At 62.3% G+C, this 17,736-nt stretch carries 15 protein-coding genes; 9 read left to right on the top strand and 6 right to left on the bottom strand.

All coding sequences use genetic code 11. From position 1 onward, the window contains the following. Positions 1 to 3: 3 nt before the first annotated feature. From glcF to IM739_RS06825, 4 genes are all read right to left on the bottom strand, one after another. Positions 4 to 1,323 (bottom strand): glycolate oxidase subunit GlcF, encoded by a 1,320-nt coding sequence (glcF, locus tag IM739_RS06840; RefSeq protein ID WP_237370435.1) that lies wholly within the window; start codon positions 1,321 to 1,323, stop codon positions 4 to 6. A 64-nt stretch (positions 1,324 to 1,387) separates the two neighbouring features. Then, positions 1,388 to 1,768, bottom strand: a complete 381-nt coding sequence (locus IM739_RS06835; protein WP_237370434.1) for a DUF4870 family protein — start codon at positions 1,766 to 1,768, stop codon at positions 1,388 to 1,390. Further along, on the bottom strand, positions 1,765 to 2,973 hold the full coding sequence (gene glcE / locus IM739_RS06830) for a glycolate oxidase subunit GlcE (protein WP_237370433.1): 1,209 nt from the start codon (positions 2,971 to 2,973) through the stop codon (positions 1,765 to 1,767). The genes IM739_RS06835 and glcE overlap by 4 nt, the downstream gene beginning before the upstream one ends. A 265-nt stretch (positions 2,974 to 3,238) precedes the next feature. After that, positions 3,239 to 4,672, bottom strand: coding sequence for an FAD-linked oxidase C-terminal domain-containing protein (locus IM739_RS06825; protein WP_237370432.1), 1,434 nt, complete (start codon positions 4,670 to 4,672; stop codon positions 3,239 to 3,241). A 143-nt stretch (positions 4,673 to 4,815) separates the two neighbouring features. Here IM739_RS06825 and IM739_RS06820 point away from each other — a divergent pair, with 143 nt between their 5' ends. Beyond that, positions 4,816 to 5,712, top strand: a complete 897-nt coding sequence (locus tag IM739_RS06820) for a LysR family transcriptional regulator (RefSeq protein ID WP_237370431.1) — start codon at positions 4,816 to 4,818, stop codon at positions 5,710 to 5,712. A 42-nt stretch (positions 5,713 to 5,754) separates the two neighbouring features. On the opposite strand, the gene IM739_RS06815 is transcribed toward IM739_RS06820, so the two are convergent. Both IM739_RS06815 and IM739_RS06810 read right to left on the bottom strand, forming a co-directional pair. After that, entirely contained in the window at positions 5,755 to 7,164 is a 1,410-nt protein-coding gene (locus tag IM739_RS06815; protein WP_237370430.1) for a DUF6880 family protein, read from the bottom strand. Positions 7,165 to 7,288: 124 nt separating this feature from the next. Continuing rightward, positions 7,289 to 8,560 (bottom strand): DUF3422 family protein, encoded by a 1,272-nt coding sequence (locus IM739_RS06810; protein ID WP_237370429.1) that lies wholly within the window; start codon positions 8,558 to 8,560, stop codon positions 7,289 to 7,291. A gap of 178 nt (positions 8,561 to 8,738) precedes the next feature. Here IM739_RS06810 and IM739_RS06805 point away from each other — a divergent pair, with 178 nt between their 5' ends. The 8 genes from IM739_RS06805 to IM739_RS06770 all read left to right on the top strand — a co-directional run bounded on the left by IM739_RS06805 (position 8,739) and on the right by IM739_RS06770 (position 17,648). Then, entirely contained in the window at positions 8,739 to 9,578 is an 840-nt protein-coding gene (locus IM739_RS06805; RefSeq protein WP_237370428.1) for a FadR/GntR family transcriptional regulator, read from the top strand. Positions 9,579 to 9,833: 255 nt separating this feature from the next. Continuing rightward, the gene (locus IM739_RS06800; RefSeq protein WP_237370427.1) at positions 9,834 to 11,171 is read left to right on the top strand and encodes a glycosyltransferase family 4 protein; all 1,338 of its coding nucleotides are present in this window, start codon (positions 9,834 to 9,836) and stop codon (positions 11,169 to 11,171) included. Beyond that, positions 11,168 to 11,908, top strand: coding sequence for an HAD-IIB family hydrolase (locus IM739_RS06795; protein WP_237370426.1), 741 nt, complete (start codon positions 11,168 to 11,170; stop codon positions 11,906 to 11,908). The genes IM739_RS06800 and IM739_RS06795 overlap by 4 nt, the downstream gene beginning before the upstream one ends. Positions 11,909 to 12,124: 216 nt before the next feature. Further along, complete coding sequence (locus tag IM739_RS06790) at positions 12,125 to 12,616, top strand: NUDIX hydrolase (protein ID WP_442981100.1); 492 nt, start codon at positions 12,125 to 12,127, stop codon at positions 12,614 to 12,616. 173 nt (positions 12,617 to 12,789) lie between these two features. Continuing rightward, positions 12,790 to 14,346, top strand: a complete 1,557-nt coding sequence (locus IM739_RS06785) for an inorganic phosphate transporter (protein WP_237370424.1) — start codon at positions 12,790 to 12,792, stop codon at positions 14,344 to 14,346. 8 nt (positions 14,347 to 14,354) lie between these two features. Continuing rightward, positions 14,355 to 15,092, top strand: coding sequence for a 16S rRNA (uracil(1498)-N(3))-methyltransferase (locus IM739_RS06780; protein WP_237370423.1), 738 nt, complete (start codon positions 14,355 to 14,357; stop codon positions 15,090 to 15,092). A 154-nt stretch (positions 15,093 to 15,246) separates the two neighbouring features. Next, positions 15,247 to 16,620: a glutamate--cysteine ligase gene (locus tag IM739_RS06775; protein ID WP_237370422.1), complete on the top strand. Its 1,374-nt coding sequence runs from the start codon at positions 15,247 to 15,249 to the stop codon at positions 16,618 to 16,620. Positions 16,621 to 16,754: 134 nt separating this feature from the next. Further along, on the top strand, positions 16,755 to 17,648 hold the full coding sequence (locus IM739_RS06770) for a DUF937 domain-containing protein (RefSeq protein ID WP_237370421.1): 894 nt from the start codon (positions 16,755 to 16,757) through the stop codon (positions 17,646 to 17,648). Positions 17,649 to 17,736 lie beyond the last annotated feature (88 nt).

Below are 17,736 nucleotides of genomic sequence, written 5' to 3'. Positions count from 1 at the left end.
AATTTACGCCCTTGCCCGGCGATGGGCGTCGAGAGCAGCCGGCTTTTCTCCACCATAGGCCCAGTCGAGCAGTTCGACCGTGTGTACGACCGGAATGCCCGTGGCAGAGCCAATCTGGGTCAGGCAACCGATATTGCCGGCCGCAATCAGGTCCGGCTTCGTCGATTCGATGTTCCTGACCTTGCGGGCCTTCAGCCTCGCCGAAATGTCGGGCTGCATGATGTTGTAGGTGCCGGCGGAGCCGCAACAGAGATGGCCTTCGGGTGGGTCCTTGACGATGAAACCCGCTGCCTTCAGCAATTGCTTCGGTGCCATGGTCACCTTCTGGCCGTGCTGCAGCGAGCAGGCCGAGTGATAGGCGACGGTCAGGCCCTTCGGTGCGGATGTCGGCAGGTCGAGGCTGGCGAGATATTCGGTAACGTCTTTCGCCAGAGCCGAGACCCGCGCCGCCTTTTCGGCATAGGCCGAATCAAGGCGCAGCATGTGGCCATAGTCCTTGATCGTGGTACCACAGCCGGACGTGGTGATGATGATGGCGTCCAGCCCGCCGGTCGCGATCTCGCGACACCAGACATCGACATTGCGGCGGGCCGAGGCGAGCGCCTGTTCCTCGCGGCCCATGTGGTGCACGAGGGCGCCGCAGCAGCCCTCGCCTTGAGGAACAACCACCTCGACGCCGAGCCGTGTCAGAAGACGGATGGCAGCCGCATTGATGCCCGGATCGAGAACGGGCTGGGCGCAGCCTGTCAGGATCGCCACACGTCCACGACGTGCTGCCTGCGGCGCATGGCTTGCGGGCAGTGCCAGTGGCGAGGGGGGCGGTACGGTGACCGGGGCGAGCCGGAGCATGGCGGCAAACGGTTTCAGCGACGGCACGCGGTCAAACAGACCGGCCAGCGGGCGCCCAAGACCGGCGAGCCTCAGCGCCATCCTGAAACGGCCGGGATAAGGCAGGACCATGGCCAGAACGCCGCGGGTCAGGCGGTTCATCAGCGGGCGCCGATAGGTCTTTTCGATGTGAATGCGGGCATGGTCGACCAGATGCATGTAGTCGACGCCCGATGGACAGGTCGTTGTGCAGGCCAGACAGGACAAACACCGGTCGATATGGGTCACGACCTCCTTGTCGGCGGCTCGGCCGTTCTCCAGCATGTCCTTGATCAGGTAGATGCGGCCACGCGGGCTATCGAGCTCGTTGCCGAGCGTGACATAGGTCGGACAGGTCGCCGTGCAGAAGCCGCAATGCACGCATTTGCGCAGGATCGATTCTGCCTCGGCGACATGCGGATCGGCAAGCTGCTCGGCGGTAAAATTGGTCTGCACGTCGATCCTCCCGGGACGCGGCAGACGAGAGCGCCGCGAACGTCGCTCTCGTCACGCGCTTGTTTCAGACCCACCAACTGGCGGGACGTTCGATCGGCTGATTTGCCGAGACTTTCTGCAGGCCGATCACGCAGCGCACGACGATCCAGATCGCGGTAGCAAAGAGCAGGATCAGGCCGAAGAAGAAGATCGTCAAAATGGTCGATATCAGCGCATAGAGCAGACCGATCCAGAAGGTGCGGATGGCCCAGGTGTAGTGGCTGTCGATCCAGGCCGGGCCCTTGCCGCGGTTCATGTAGGCGATCACCAGGCCGATGATGCCGCTGATGCCGACGACAAAGCTGACAAGGTAGAGGCCGTAGACCAGCTGGGCGTTCAGCCGGCCCGGCGTGAACCAGCTTTCTGTCGATGAGGGTGTCGGCACTTGCGAATTCGGGTCGGTCATAGCGAAGCTCCTGGCGCCATCATTCCGGGATTGAATATCCCGTGCGGATCGAACTTTGCCCTGATGCGCTGCGAAAGCAAGGCGACAGCCGGTGATTGCGGCTCGAATGCCGGCGTAACGGCGCGAACGGCATCCGGCGCCCGCATCAGCGTGGCATGGCCGCCACCGAGCGTGCGGATGCCATGGCGCAGGACCACGGCTTCCGGGTCCGCCTCCATGCGCAACCAGATCAGGCCCCCCTGCCAGTCGTAGAAGGCATCGACGCCGGCGCGCAGGCGAAGGCCGGCGACCAGCTTCCAGCCCTCGGAGGGCGGCATGGATACGCGCCAGAGCGGCCGCTGCGATCCATCGGCATAAGGCGATACATCGCGGATTTCGCGCCACAGGCTTGCCGTCTGGTCGCTCGACAGCTGCGCGACGGCCCCTTGAGCAGACATGGCGGCCAGCAGTTTTTCGGCGCGCACGGCAACGGACGCGGCAAGCCCCTCAAGCCGCAAGACCGTGGCTGGGCCATCCGGCAAGGCGCCGCCGATGAAACGACCCGCCACGCTTTCAGGCAGATGTGCCGCGCCCGAGACTTCAACGGGCAGCGCCATGGCCACGGCCATCGCCCGTATGGCGGCCTCATCGTCGAGGCCCGACAGGACCACGGTCACAGCCGCCTTGGGCACAGGCAGGACCTTGAACGTGACCTCGGTGAGGAAGCCGAGCGTGCCATGGGAACCGGCCAGCAGCTTGACCAGATCGAGCCCGGTGACATTCTTCATGACCTTGCCGCCGGCCTTGATGACTTCGCCGCGTCCATTGACGAACCGCACGCCGAGCAGATGGTCGCGGGCAGCCCCCAAGGTGAAGCGGCGCGGGCCGGAGGCATTGCTGGCAAACAGGCCGCCGAGCGTCGGCTCGCCCGCGGTGCCCATCACGCCGCGATGGTCGATCGGCTCGAAGGCCATGCCCTGGCCGTTTTGCGCCAGCGCTGCCTCGATCTCGGCGACCGGCGTGCCGGCACGGGCGGTGATCACCATTTCCGCGGGATTGTAGGCGGTGATGCCGGTGAGGCCGGAAGCGCTGATTGGTGAGGCGCCGGTGACCGGATTGCCGAAACCGGCACGCGTGCCGCCACCGGATATTCGCAACGGCTCGCCACGTCCGGCATGGTCGCGGACGATGTCTGCGGCTTCGGTTTCGGTTGTCGGGGTCAGCATGGCAGGGGCTTTCGGGCAAAGCGACGTGTGATTGGCCGGTCGGCGTGGTGGGTGTGAATACCCCCCTCTGCCCTGCCGGGCATCTCCCCCTCGCGGGGGGAGATCAGTTGGAGCAGCGCCTTGCACACTTCAGACGCCGAAGACGCAAAGGAGCGCGTCATGCACCACGGTTGGCTCGATATAAAAGCATCACGGATTGCCAATCTCCCCCCTTGAGGGGGAGATGCCCGGCAGGGCAGATGGGGGCGCACCATCGAAGCCACCATTATCCCCTGCCCTCCAGCGGAAACACCTTGGATGGATTGAGGATCCAGGCCTCGTCGAAGGCGGCGCGCACCGCCATCTGCTGGGTGAGATCGACCTCGGCAAACTGGTGGCGCATCAGGTCGCGTTTTTCGATGCCGACACCGTGTTCTCCGGTCAGGCAGCCGCCGGCATCGACGCAGAGTTTCAAGATTTCCATGCCTGCCGCTTCCGCCCTGGCCGCATCCTCGGGGTCGTTGATATTGTAGAGGATCAAGGGGTGCATGTTGCCGTCGCCGGCGTGAAAGACATTGGCGACACGCAGGCCATAGTGATCGATGATCTCGGATGTCTTGCGCAACACATAGGCAAGCTGGCTGAGCGGCACCGTGCCGTCCATGCAGATGTAGTCGGCGATGCGGCCCGTGGCGCCAAAGGCCGATTTGCGGCCTTTCCAGATCAGTGCGGCTTCGGTGGCGGACTGGCATTCGCGCACCGTCTTCACGCCATGACGCTTGGCGATCTCGACGATCGACAGCAGCATCGCATCCATTTCGGCTTCCGAGCCTTCGACCTCGACGATCAGAAGCGCTTCGACATCGAGCGGATAGCCGGCCTTGGCAAAAGCCTCGCAGATCTCGATGGCCGGTTTGTCCATGAATTCGATCGCGACCGGCACGATGCCCGCACCGATGACGTCCGCGACACAGGATCCCGCTGCTTCGGCGCTGTCGAAGCCGAAGAGCACCGGACGGGCGCCTTCCGGCTTGGCGAGCAGACGAACGGTTGCCTCGGTGACAATACCGAGCTGGCCTTCCGAACCGCAGACGAGGCCGAGCAGGTCATATCCCTCGGCATCGAGATGCTTGCCGCCGAGATCGATCACCGTGCCATCGACCAGCACCAGCTTGACGCCGAGCAGGTTGTTGGTGGTGACGCCATATTTCAGACAGTGGGCGCCGCCGGAATTCATCGCGATATTGCCGCCGATGGTGCAGGCAAGCTGCGAACTCGGATCCGGTGCATAAAAGAAGCCATCGGCACCGACGGCGTCGGAAATGTTGAGATTGGTGACGCCGGCCTGCACGGTCGCCGTGCGATTGGCAAGGTCGATGTCGAGGATGCGGCTCATGGCCGACAGGCCGAGAACCACTGCGTCCTCCTGCGGGATGGCGCCGCCGGACAACGAGGTGCCGGCGCCGCGCGGGACGACCGGGATGGCATACCGATGGCAATATTTCATCACGGCCGCGACCTGGGCCGTGGTTTCAGGCAGGACGACGGCCAGCGGCCGGCGGCGATAGGCGATGAAGCCATCCGTCTCGAAGGGCACCAGCGCATTGGGCTCATGCACCAGACGTCCGGCCGGCACAAGCTCGGCGAGATCAGCAAGGATTTCCGCGCGGCGCGACAGGATCGCCGGCTGCGGAGGCAAAAAGGCGATGGCTTCGGACATCTGTTCTCCCCCTTACTCCCACCCTAGACGGGGACGACCGCATGCTCAACTCCGCTTAACTGGTATAATTTACTTACCACTTTAAATGCCGAACAGCAAATGCTATGCACTTATGACAATTTGGGAAACAATGGCACCTACTCATGACAAACCTCGGGGATCTTGAAGTGTTCGTTCGCGTGATCGCGGCCGGAAGCATGTCGACAGCCGCGCGCGATCTGGGCTTGTCGCCCGCCGTGGTGTCGAAACGCATCAAGCGGCTGGAGGACAAGCTCGGAACCCGACTCCTGCAACGCACGACGCGACAGATTTCCCTGACGGAGGCGGGCCAGGGGTTTCATCAGCGTGTCGTCACGATACTCGGCGGACTGGAGGAAGCGGAAGCCTTTGCGTCCGGCCGCTCGTCGGAGGTCAATGGCACGCTGAAAATCTCGGCGCCGACCTCGTTCGGCCGCATGCATATCGCGCCGCACCTGAAGCCCTTCATGCAGGCGCATCCCGATCTCGCGATCAACCTGGTTCTCTCCGACGAGTTCACCGACATTGTCGGCAGCGGATTCGATCTGGCGATCCGTATTGCCGAGCTGAACGACAGTTCGCTGGTCGCCCGCAAGCTCGCGCCGGTCCGCCGTGTTCTCTGCGCCTCGCCGGACTATCTCGCCGCGCATGGCGAACCGACGGCGCTGGAAGATCTCAAACGCCATCGCTGCCTGCCGGCGCACAATCATGAGGCCTGGCGGCTGGAGGGGCCGACCGGACCCGTCACGCTTCGGCCGGAGGGCATGCTGACGACCAATTCGAGCGAGGTGATCCGCGAAGCCGTGATCGCCGGGCTCGGCATCGCGCTACGTTCGACCTGGGATATCGGCCTGGAACTCAAGTCCGGGAAACTGGTTCAGGTTCTCCCGGGTTACGAAAGCTCGCGCAACGTGGCGCTGTCGGCGGTCTATCCCAGCCGGCAGTTCCTGCCGGCCAAGGTAAGGCTGTTCATCGATTATCTGGCCGAACTCTACGGACCAAACCCCTACTGGGATCGGTAAGCATCCACCTACATAACAGGGGCAAGGCAGGCGCTGCCCGACTTAAGGCCAGATACCCGGCACCGCGCTCCAGAAGCCATGCTTCTTTGGATGATTGCGGCGCAGGTCGTCGACGAAATCCTCATGATCCTTGAGCCTTGCATCGTCCGGCAGATGCGGTGCGATCCGGCCAAGCTCGACGAGGTAGCGGGCGGCATGGGGATAGGCGACGCCGATGCCGCGGCGGAGAATGTCGGTGATCAGCGTGCGGTAAAGGACCGTCGCCGCCAGGGGCTGCTGGTCTGCAAGAGCTTCTGCTGCCGGCGCCAGATCCTCGAAATAGCGACCTTCCCAGCGATGATCATGGCGCAGCACATGGGCCGCGGCCCGGTCAAGCCTCGGCCAGGTGACAAAAAACTCCAGGGCCGCATAGATGTCGCTGGCATTCTCGACCACGGCAAAGGCGCGGTCGATTTCATCGAATTCGGCGAAATCGTCGAGTTTCGACAGGTAGAGCTTGAGCACGGCAGGATCGAAGGTCTCGGAAAACTCGCGCCAGCGTAGCGCCTGGGCATCCTCGCGGCGCTTCAGCCGTTCGAGAATGTCCGCCTCCAGCAAGCGGCGCTCGCGGGCACCATATTCGGGACCGACGGAAACCAGCTCACCCCGGAACGGCAAGAGACGCAGGCCGTTCGGGCGCTGCTGCACCCATTCCAGCGCCTCCTGAAATCGTCCGGCTGAATGCAGGTGACCGGCCATTGCCAGCGTGTCGCGGCGGTTTTCCGGTTTGCCGTTTTCCAGCTTGAGCAATGTGTCGAGATCGCCCTGATGGATCGCCAGCGACTGCAAGAGATCCAGTGCCCCGAGCTTCAACGGCTCCTTGGGCAGGACTTCGTTCAACAGCGCCTTCCAGACGTCGGCCGCCGGTTTGGCGAGAACGCCGGTCAGCGCCGACAGGAAGCCGGTGTGTTCGCCGTAGCGATCGCGCAGCCGCAGCTTTTCGATCTGCGGCACCAGTAGCACCTGCTCTTCGGGCGCGATGGTTCCGATCAACTCGGCGGCGGCAACTTCGGCATCGTCGAAGACCTTCCACAGCCGCGCATTGTCCGACACCAGTCGCGCGGAAATCGGGAAGCGCAATGCCAGAAAACGCAGGATGCGCTCAGCGGCACCGGCCGGATCGGCAGCGCCGAGTTCGGAGAGAATGTTGCGTGACAGACCGGCGAATTCGATCGCCATGTCCTTGGCGCGGGCATTGTTGATGCGCGTTACGGCCTGATCATAGGTATCGAGGCGCTTGTCGAGCAGACGGGCCACTTCGTGCGGACCGGTTTCGCCCGCCAGCGCCGTCAGCAACCGCGCCTTCAGCGCCTTGTTGGCCGTCGCCTCCTCAAGCAGGATCTCGACCAGTTTGTCGAGACCAAGGCCGGACAAGCCCTTCTTGTCGAATTTTGCGCGTGTCTGCCTAGCCATCTAGTCCGCTTGTACCGTTCCTGCCGTTGCAGCCTATATCGACTGCCCGACAAGGACGGGCAAGCAAATTCGGCAGGACAAAATCCGGCAAGGCATTGGCATCGTTTCCGCAAGACAAGGGCTTTCAATGCCCGTCTTCGTGACTTTTCCGGACCCGCCGCACCACCCACCAAACACCGAGGACCGCAAACGGCACGGACACGCCGGTGATCACCGCCGGATCGAAGGGCAGGATATCGTGGCTGATCGCCTTGGCCGCATATCCGATCAGGCCGACGACATAATAGGAAATGGCCGCCACCGAGAGGCCTTCGACCGTCTGCTGCAGGCGCAACTGCATTTCGGCACGCCGGTTCATCGTGGTCAAAAGATCAGAGTTCTGCCGCTCCAGCTCGACATCGATCCAGGAGCGGACGAGGCCCGTCGCCCGCGACAGCTTGCGCGACAGGTTGGCCTGGCGCTCTTCGATCGACTGGCAGGTGCGCATGGCGGGTGCCAGACGCCGCTCGAGGAAGGAGCCCAGCGTCTCATGGCCCGGAACCGGGGTTTCGTCGAGCGTCTTGATGCGCTCGCGCACGATCCCGTCATAGGCGCGACTGGCACCGAAGCGATAGAGGCTGAGCGCAGCATTGGCCTCGAGTTCGGCGGCAAGACGGGTGATCTCGGCCAGCATCTCGTCGGATTCTTCGCGGGCATGGGCTTTCATGCGCTGAGTAACGGCCGTCAGTCCATCCTCGATGCGCCGGATTTCCGGCGACAAGGTCTGGGCGAGCGGCAGGCCGAGCATCGCCGTCGTGCGATAGGTCTCGATATCCAGCAGGCGCTGCACCAGCGCGCCGCGGCCGGCTTCGGTCATGCCGCGATCGATGACCAGGATCTGGGTCAGGCCGTTTCCGTCCTGGCGAAAATCGGTGAGCACAGCAGCCTGGCCGTTCTTCAATTCGCTGTAACAGAGACTGGCGGGATCGAACGCGGCCTTGGCCTCGGCAATTTCAGGGCCGTCCGGGCGCAGTTCCAGCCTGATGCCGGAAATCAGCGGACCCGGTGCGGTGAAGCCATCGCCGAAGGGATGAATCGGCACGTCGCCACCGAATTTTTCCGGCGCCGGACCATCCCAGAACCAGGTGGAAAATTCGGTGTGGCGCTCCCAGCGCAGGGTGCCCTGCCCCCAGGCCAGCTGGTGATGGCGGGCCTGGCGCTCCGGTGGCGCAATGCCGCGACCGCGCGACAGCTCGGCGATCGCGGCATGGTGCACGGCCGCGCCGCCATCCGTCATGAAAGCGAGCTGGAAGATTACCCGACCGGATTTGACCAGCGCATAGGGCCGCGCATGAATCTCGCCGAGCGCCAAGGCCCTGTCCGGCGCCAGCGGAAATGCAAAATCACCCTTCGCCACGCGTCCGTCTCCCTTGCGTCAGCCAAGACGTAGCAGCGGGAGGCACATCCGGCAAAGGCCCAATCGTCACAGCCTCAGCAAGCAACGGACGAGTGTCGCGTTTCCGCCACGAACAAAGTGGATCGATAATTTGACCAATTATGCTGCCGCTTGATAAAACGCCCCAAAGGAGACGCGGATGAGCGAGAAGGATGATGGGCTGTTCGCAGGGGTGAGCCATAGCCGGACGGCCGACGAAGTCGTGCACCAGCTGGAACTGCTGATCCTCGACGGTGTGCTTCGCGACGGCGACAGGTTGCCGGGCGAGCGCGACCTTGCGCAATCGCTCGACGTTTCCCGGCCGATCCTGCGCGAGGCGCTGAAAGAACTGGAAGCGCGCGGCCTGCTGGTCAGTCATCACGGCGGCGGCACTTTCGTTGCCGATATCATCGGCCAGGTATTTTCAAAGCCGATCACCGACCTGATTTCACGGCATGCCCGCGCGACCCGCGACTATCTGGAATACCGGCGCGAACTGGAAGGGCTGACGGCGGAGCTTGCCGCCAAGCGGGCGACGGAGGCCGACAAGGCGCTGCTGTCGCGGATCATCGACGATATGCGAAGGGCACACGCGATCGGCCAGCCTGAAGGCGAGCTTGCCGCCGATGTCGAATTTCACAACGCGATCGGCGAGGCGGCGCACAACGTGATCCTTCTGCACACGATGCGCGCCTGCTACCGCCTGCTGTCCGAGGGTATCTTCTTCAATCGCCAGGCCGTGTTCTCGCTTGCCAATGCCCGCGAACAGCTGCTCGAACAACATATCGCGATCCATGACGCCATTCTCGCCGGCGATGCGGTCATGGCGAAAAAGGCAGCTCAGGCGCATATCGACTTCGTCATGCAGGCAGCGGCCGAGACGGCCAGATCGGACGAGTGGAGTCGGGTTTCCAGGCTGCGCATGATCCGCCGCGAGGGCCAGCCGACGTCGCCCCGCAGCCAGCGCGCCGCGGCACAGGCCAAGCCGGAAAACGACTGATCCTAGCCAGATACCAAGCCCGGCTGCCTTTCCGCCGATCGGATTGCCACGTCCGATGGTCTTGCGGACGCTTGGATCACCGCCGCGGGGCCGCCAGCCAGCCTTGAGTTTTTTGTTGCTTATTTCAGCAACTTACGTCGTCAAATAATGACGCAAATGCATAATTCTGAAATTTTAATCTCACAACTTGGAACTTTTGCGTATGATGTGCGTTTTCAATCCGCTTCATACGAACACATTTTCTGAGTGGGGACCATGACAAAACATATCGACCCGCAGGAAACGCCGCGTATCGCGCTGGTTTCCACGCATGGCTACGTGGCCGCGCATCCACCCCTTGGGGCCGCCGATACCGGCGGACAGGTGGTCTATGTTCTGGAGCTTGCCAAAAAGCTCGCGCAGCTCGGTCATCAGGTGGATATCTATACGCGTCGCTTCGAGGATCAGCCGGAAATCGACATTGTCGACGACAATGTCCGCGTGGTGCGTATCCCCTGTGGCGGTCGCGACTTCATTCCGAAGGAATATCTTCATCGCCATCTGAACGAGTGGAACGAGAAGGCACTGCGCTTCATCAGGCGCGAAGGCCTGTCCTATCTGTTCATCAACAGCCACTACTGGGATGCGGGCGTTGCCGGCCAGCGCCTGTCCGAGGCCCTGGGCATTCCGCACATTCACACGCCGCATTCGCTCGGCATGTGGAAGAAGCGACAGATGGAGACCGACTATCCGGAGCGGGCCGACAAGTTCGAGACCGAATTCAACTTCAAGGAACGCATCCAGCACGAATTGATCGTCTATCGCAGCTGCCAGCTTGTCGTGGCGACCACGCCGATCCAGCTCGACATGCTGACGCAGGACTATGGCGTCGCCCGCAACCGCGTGCACATGATCCCGCCGGGCTATGACGACAACCGCTTCTATCCGGTCTCCAACGCGTCGCGGCAGATGATCCGCAACCGGCTCGGCTTCGAGGGTACGGTGGTACTGGCGCTCGGTCGGCTGGCGACCAACAAGGGGTATGACCTGCTGATCGACGGGTTTTCAGTGATGGCAAGCCGCATTCCTGATGCACGGCTCTATCTGGCGCTTGGCGGCGAAAACCTTGATCCACAGGAACAGAAAATCCTCGACGAGCTGCATGCGAAGGTCAAGCAATACGGGCTGGAAGAGCGCGTCGACTTCTCCGGCTTCATCGCCGATGATGATCTGCCGGACTACTACCGCGCGGCCGACATGTTCGTGCTGTCCAGCCGCTACGAACCCTTCGGCATGACCGCGATCGAGGCAATGGCCAGCGGAACGCCGACCGTGATCACGGTGCATGGCGGCCTGTTCCGGGCGGTGAGCTATGGACGTCATGCGCTGTTTGCCGATCCCTTCGACAAGGAGGATCTCGGCATTACGATGATGAAGCCGTTCAAGCACCCGCGGCTCTACGACCGTCTGTCGCGCATGGGCGCGCACAAGGCACGCAGCCTGTTCACCTGGACGGGCATCGCCCAGCAGCTGGTGGCGCTGGTCGAGGGGCGTCCGGTGGCGCAGGCATTGGAAGAAAGCGACTGGGCCGAACCATGGAACGACGGCGATTGAAACCGATCCGGCTTTTTTCATCCGATCTCGACGGCACCCTTGCCGGCGACTGCCGGTCGACGCTGGAATTTGCCAGGCTCTGGGATGCGCTCGATCCAAAGACCCGTCCGCTGCTCGTCTATAACAGCGGACGCCTGGTCGAGGACATCCTGGAATTCACATCAGAGGAAGGCCTGCCGTCCGCAGACTTCGTCATTGGCGGCGTGGGCACGATGATGCATGCGGCAGAGGATGAAACGCTTGCGCCACATTATTCCGGCGCGCTTGGGCGCGACTTCGACAGCACACGGATCGAAACGCTGTTGTCGGGCCTCGGCCACCTCAGTCGCCAGCCGGAACGTTTCCAGCACGGACTGAAATCGAGCTGGTTTCTGCACGATGCGACGACCGAAATGCTGGCGGAGCTGGAGCGGCTGTTGCAGGATGAGGGGCATTCCGCCCGGGTCGTTTATTCCAGCAACCGCGATCTCGACGTGATCCCGGTTCTGGCGGACAAGGGGCAGGCACTGGCCTGGCTCTGCCAAAGGCTGGCGATCGGGCTGGACGAGGTGGTCGTTGCCGGCGATACCGGCAATGATCGCGCCATGTTCGAGCTGCCGTGCGTGCGCGGAATCATGCCGGGCAATGCGCTTGGCGAACTCGCAAGCCTCGCGAAGGCCAATCCACATATCGTCCAGACGCAAGGTCGCTGCGCGGCCGGCGTGATCGAAGGCTTGCGTCATTGGCAGGTGCTTTGACTGCTCCTGCCTGGACTTGCGTGCAAACAACCAAACTTAGTCAGTTGCGTCATGACATGTCGCTTGACGGTGACCTCGTCTGGTCTGCAGCTGTTAGCAGAACGAATCTGTGTATTGACCTGTTGCTTTTGCTGCCACGTCTTCATCTTGTCGCGTTATCGTGTCTTATTCATATTAGAAAGTTAAGGTATAGGATTTTTGGCTATTTTGCGCCGTATGGCATCCGATCTGAAGCTCATGTTCCGCCGACCGCTCAGGCAGCAGTTCGCGGCGATATGCTTTCGGCTGCGCAAGAAGAACGGTGATCTCGAAGTGCTTCTGATGACCAGCCGCGACACCGGTCGCTGGGTAATCCCGAAGGGTTGGCCAATGGAAGGCAAGAAGGCCCATGCCGTTGCCGAACGCGAGGCCTACGAGGAGGCTGGCGTTAAGGGCAAGGCATGCAAGGAACCGATCGGCTACTATACTTATCACAAACGCATGGATGGCGGACTGAAGATCCTGTGCCGGGTGCAGGTTCATGCACTTCAGGTCAAGGACATGCTCGACGACTTTCCGGAAAAGGGCATGCGCCGGATGGAATGGGTGAACTGCCAGGAAGCGTCATCGCGCGTGCAGGAGCCGGAACTGAAGGTGCTGCTGCATACGTTTGAGCAGGACATGATCAACAAGGGTGCGGCGCGCAGCCGGATCAACGCCGCAGAATAAGGCCGAATAGGCCGTGACAACATTCTCCGCTTATTGAACCTCCGGCTTTTTGCGCTTACGCAAGGAGATCACATGCGCGGCCGCGTCGCCGGTTGGCGACCTGTGGTTCCGCACATATCCCAATGCCTCGGATGGCAAGACATCGGGTCATTCCATCCGAAGGAAAGCAGCACATGACCAAGCCCGACCTGAAACCGCCACCCAGAGCGCAGCCCAAACTGTCCAAGCCGACGTTGGACAAGGATCTCGACAAGATCACCTATGCCGAGGAAGCCGCGCAGCATCTGTCGCGGCGCGTGCTGCCCTTCGGCCTTGGCCTGGTGTTCCTGGTTCTGGTCATGGCGCTGGCCGGCATCTATGTCAGCGATCGTCCCGGCGCGGTGATCATGGTCGCGGCTGCCGTTCTCGGCGGCTACATGGCGATGAATATCGGCGCCAACGACGTGACCAACAACGTCGGCGCGGCGGTGGGCGCACGGGCGATCTCGATCGGCGCCGCGCTGGCGATGGCGGCCGTCTTCGAAATCGCCGGCGCCGTGATTGCCGGCGACACTGTGGTGATGACGATCTCCCGTGGCATCCTGGCGCCTGAAGCCGTCGGCAATCCACAAGACTTTGCAACCGCCATGCTTGTCGCGCTGCTGGCCGCGGCGCTGTGGATCAACCTGTCCACATGGCTGAACGCACCGGTCTCGACGACCCATTCCATCGTTGGCGCCGTCATGGGTGCCGGCATTGCAGCGGCCGGGATGAACTCGGTGAATTGGGGCGCGCTCGCCGGTATCACGGCAAGCTGGATCATATCGCCACTCCTGGGTGGCGGGCTGGCAGCCCTGTTTCTCGCTTTCATCAAGGAGTTCATCCTCTACCGGATCGACAAGATTGGTGCTGCCAAACGCTGGGTCCCGGTCCTGGTTGGCCTGATGGCCGGCGCGTTCACCCTCTACCTGACCGTCAAGGGCATCGGCCAGGTGTTCGAACTCGGACGCTATGACTCGGTGATCGCGGGTTTCTGCATCGGCCTTGGCTGCTGGCTCGTCGCCATTCCCCTGGTCCGCCGTCAGGCGGAAGGACTTGAGAACCGCAATCAGTCGCTGCGCAAGCTGTTTCGCCTGCCGCTGGTGATTTCCGCCGCCCTGCTCTCCTTCGCCCACGGCGCCAATGATGTTGCCAATGCCATCGGTCCGGTGGTGGCGATTTTCCAGGCGATCGGCGAAGATACCGCCACGGCGCGCATGGGGGCACCGATTTGGGCGACGCCGACCTGGGTGACGCTGATCGGCGCCTTCGGCATTGCTGTTGGCCTGTTGCTATACGGCCCACGCCTGATCCGCCTCGTCGGCACGCAGATCACCAAACTCAATCCTGTGCGGGCCTATTGCGTCGCGCTGTCGGCAGCAGTGACCGTCATTCTGGCCTCGTCGCTCGGCTTGCCGGTCAGTTCGACCCATATCGCCATCGGCGCCGTGTTCGGCGTCGGCCTTTACCGCGAATGGTATATCCGCAACTCGAAGCGCCGCATCGCATATCTGCGGGAGAAATTCGGCCATTGGGACGCCGAGGATGAACAGGTTGCCGAACGCGATCCGGATGAAGTCGGTCGCCGCCGTCTGGTTCGCCGTTCGTATTTCATCACCATGATCGCCGCCTGGAGCGTGACAGTGCCGTGTTCAGCCGGTCTGGCCGCACTGCTCTACGGTTCCATTTCGCTGATTTTCGGCCATATCTGAGGTTTTTCATGCGCGCCAACTACCGGATGCAGAGACTGTATGTCACCGCAGCACTCGCGGCTGGAGCCGGATTCGAGGCAACGCCCGAGCAGTTCAATTATCTGGCCAATGTGCTGCGCTTCGAAGACGGCGCGGAGGTGCTGGTCTTCAATGGCCGCCACGGCGAATGGCGTGCGACGGTCAGTTTTCCAACACGGAAGCGCATCCTGCTGACGCCCGTCGAAGAGACACGACCACAACCTGCCGATTGCGACCTGCACTTCCTGTTTGCACCGCTGAAGGTCGGCCGGATGGATTACCTGATCCAGAAGGCGGTCGAGATGGGGGCCGGCATCCTGCAGCCGGTGATCACCCAGCACGTGCAGGGCAAGATCGGTAATATCGAGCGGCTGCAGGCGAATGCCGTCGAGGCTGCCGAGCAATGCGGCGTCCTCGCCATCCCCACCGTCAGGCCGACGGTGAAGCTGAAGGACATGCTGGAGCGCTGGCCTTCGCAGCGGCGGATCATCTATTGCGACGAGGATGCCAGCACGCAAAACCCGCTGCCGGCCCTTGCCGCCATAACTGAGCGTTCGCTGGCACTGCTGGTCGGCCCCGAGGGCGGGTTTTCTGACGAGGAACGCCAGTTGCTGCGCTCTCTGCCCTTCGTTACGGCCATCCCGCTTGGGCCCAGGATCCTGCGCGCAGATACCGCGGCAGTCGCGGCAATGGCCGTCGTGCAGGCGGCGATCGGCGACTGGCGGTAAGCGGGTTTGCAAACGTCAATTTCAAGAGCATGCCGTTTCTCTTTTTTGAGCAGGCCTTGAGAGTTTTTCACTTGCACGCAACAAATTTCCGGTCCAATCACCTGTCTCTGTGGGCCTGAGCGCCCTTGCGACAAAGCCCAACAAGGTTACCTTCATGGCTCGTGACACGACCGACGATACACCCCTCGGCTCCATTGAGGACATGGCCGCCTATATGGCCGCCGGCTCCAAGCCGAAAGAGGCGTTCCGGATCGGTACCGAGCACGAAAAATTCGCCTTTTTCCGCGCCGACAACAGCCCGGTCCCCTATTTCGGCGATGCCAGCATTTCCGCGCTCTTGAAGGGCATGCAGGCAAAGCTTGGCTGGGATCCGATCATGGACGGTGAGAACATCATCGGTCTCGGCGAACAATCGGGTATGGGCGCGATCTCTATCGAGCCCGGCGGCCAGTTTGAGCTTTCCGGCGCGCCGGTGGAAACCCTGCACCAGACCTGCAAGGAATCGAACCATCACCTGGCGGTGCTGCGTGATGTTGCAGAGCCGATGGGCATCCGTTTCCTCGGCCTTGGCGGCAGCCCGAAATGGACGCTGGCCGAGACACCGCGCATGCCGAAGTCGCGCTACGATATCATGACCCGCTACATGCCGAAGGTCGGCAGCAAGGGTCTCGACATGATGTACCGGACCTGCACGATCCAGGTAAACCTCGACTTTTCGTCAGAAGCCGACATGCGCCAGAAGATGCGCGTATCGATGAAGCTGCAGTCGCTGGCCACGGCATTGTTTGCGTCCTCGCCGTTCACCGAAGGCAAGCCGAACGGGCTGGTCTCATGGCGCGGCGATATCTGGCGCGATACCGACAACCAGCGTGCCGGCGTCCTGCCCTTCACCTTCTCCAGGGATTTCTGTTTCGGCGACTATGTGCGCTGGGCGATCGAGGCGCCGATGTATTTCATCGTGCGCGACGGGCGCTATCACGATTGCACGCATGTCACCTTCCGCCAGTTCATGGATGGCGCGCTGAAGGGCGAAGTTGCCGAATGGGAGCCGACGCTCGGCGACTGGACCAACCATCTCTCGACGCTGTTCCCCGATGTGCGCCTCAAGCGTTTTCTTGAAATGCGGGGCGCGGACGGCGGTCCATGGCGCCGGATCTGCGCGCTTCCCGCCTTCTGGGTCGGCCTGCTCTACGACGATGCAGCCCTTGCCGCGGCAGACGAACTGACCGCCGGCTGGACCGTCGAGGACGTGATCCGGATGCGTGACACGGTTCCGGCACAGGGCCTCAAGGCTGCCGTTGCCGGCCGACCGCTTCTGGACGTCGCACGCGATGCCGTCGAACTGTCACGGCAGGGCCTGAAGTCGCGCGCGCGCCTGAATGGCGAAGGCCAGGACGAAAGCGTGTTTCTCGGCCCGCTGGATGAAGTGATCGCCAAGGGCACGACCCTCGCCGACGACTTGCTGTCGCTCTACAATGGCCGCTGGAACGGCCGGATCGACCCGGTCTTCGAAGAATACCAGTATTGATCGAGGGAACCGCAACAGGCCGCCTGCCTGGAACACAGGGCCGCTTTGGCAAAACCGGTAAAAACCGGTTTGCGCAGTGTTTTTTCCGGTTATAGTGCCGGAAGCCATCTGCACGTATCCGGGGAGAAAATTCCATGCTGCCACTGTTCGACATGATGCTTCAGGCGCAGAACGGGACGGCGATGGATGCCATGGCCCGGCAGTTCGGCCTTGCCCAGGAGCAGGCCGCCAAGGCCATGGCGGCGCTCACGCCGGCCTTTGCGTCGGGCTTCAAGCGCAGCGCCAGCAACCCCTATGACTTTTCCAACCTAATCTCGGCGATGACGTCCGGAAACTACGCGAAGTATTTTGAGGACATGAGTTCGGCATTTACGCCGCAGGGCGTGGCCGACGGCAATCAGGTGCTGCAGCAATTGTTCGGCTCGAAGGAAGTGTCGCGCGCGATTGCCGCGCAGGCCGCGCAACTGACAGGCATCGGCCAGGACGTGCTCAAGCAGATGATGCCCGCCATGGCAGACACCATCATGGGCGGCCTGTTCAAGCAGACGACCGGACAGTTTCCCGGCGCTGACGCCTTTACCAATTCGCCGATGAATAAGATGATGCAGCAATGGCTGGAAAGCACCGGCATGCAGCCAAAGCCGCAACCGCCGGCCAATATCTTCGACAACCCGTTCACCAAGGCATTCCAGGAAATGATGGGCGGGGCGAAAAAGCCCGAAGCCGCGGCGGGTGCCGGCAATCCCTTCTTCGACAATCCATTCGCCAAGGCGTTTCAGGACATGGCGACGGCCTATGGCGCCGCCGCGGGTGCAAAGCCGGCGGAAAATGCCGGCCAGCCAGCCAGGGAAGAACAGAAACCGACCGCAAGTGACGATCCGGCCAGCCTCACCGCCATGATGAACTCGATGTTCGACAGCGGACTTGAAGTGCAGAAGAGCTACCAGAAGAGCATGGAGCAGATCTTCGACAGCTATCTGGCCGCCAGCAAAGGCGAGACCGATGCCCCGCCGGAGAAAAAGGCGTAGCTTGCAACTCCTTGCCGCGCAATCTTGTTGCCCGGCCCCATCACATCGGAACCCTTTAAAAAAAGCCCGGCCTGAACGCGTTCAGGAC

The organism is Rhizobium sp. SL42, from assembly GCF_021729845.1.
Taxonomy (GTDB): Bacteria; Pseudomonadota; Alphaproteobacteria; order Rhizobiales; family Rhizobiaceae; genus Allorhizobium.
The sequence above is the reverse complement of the archived record's forward strand: the minus strand, read 5'-3'. Positions and strand labels throughout refer to the sequence as shown.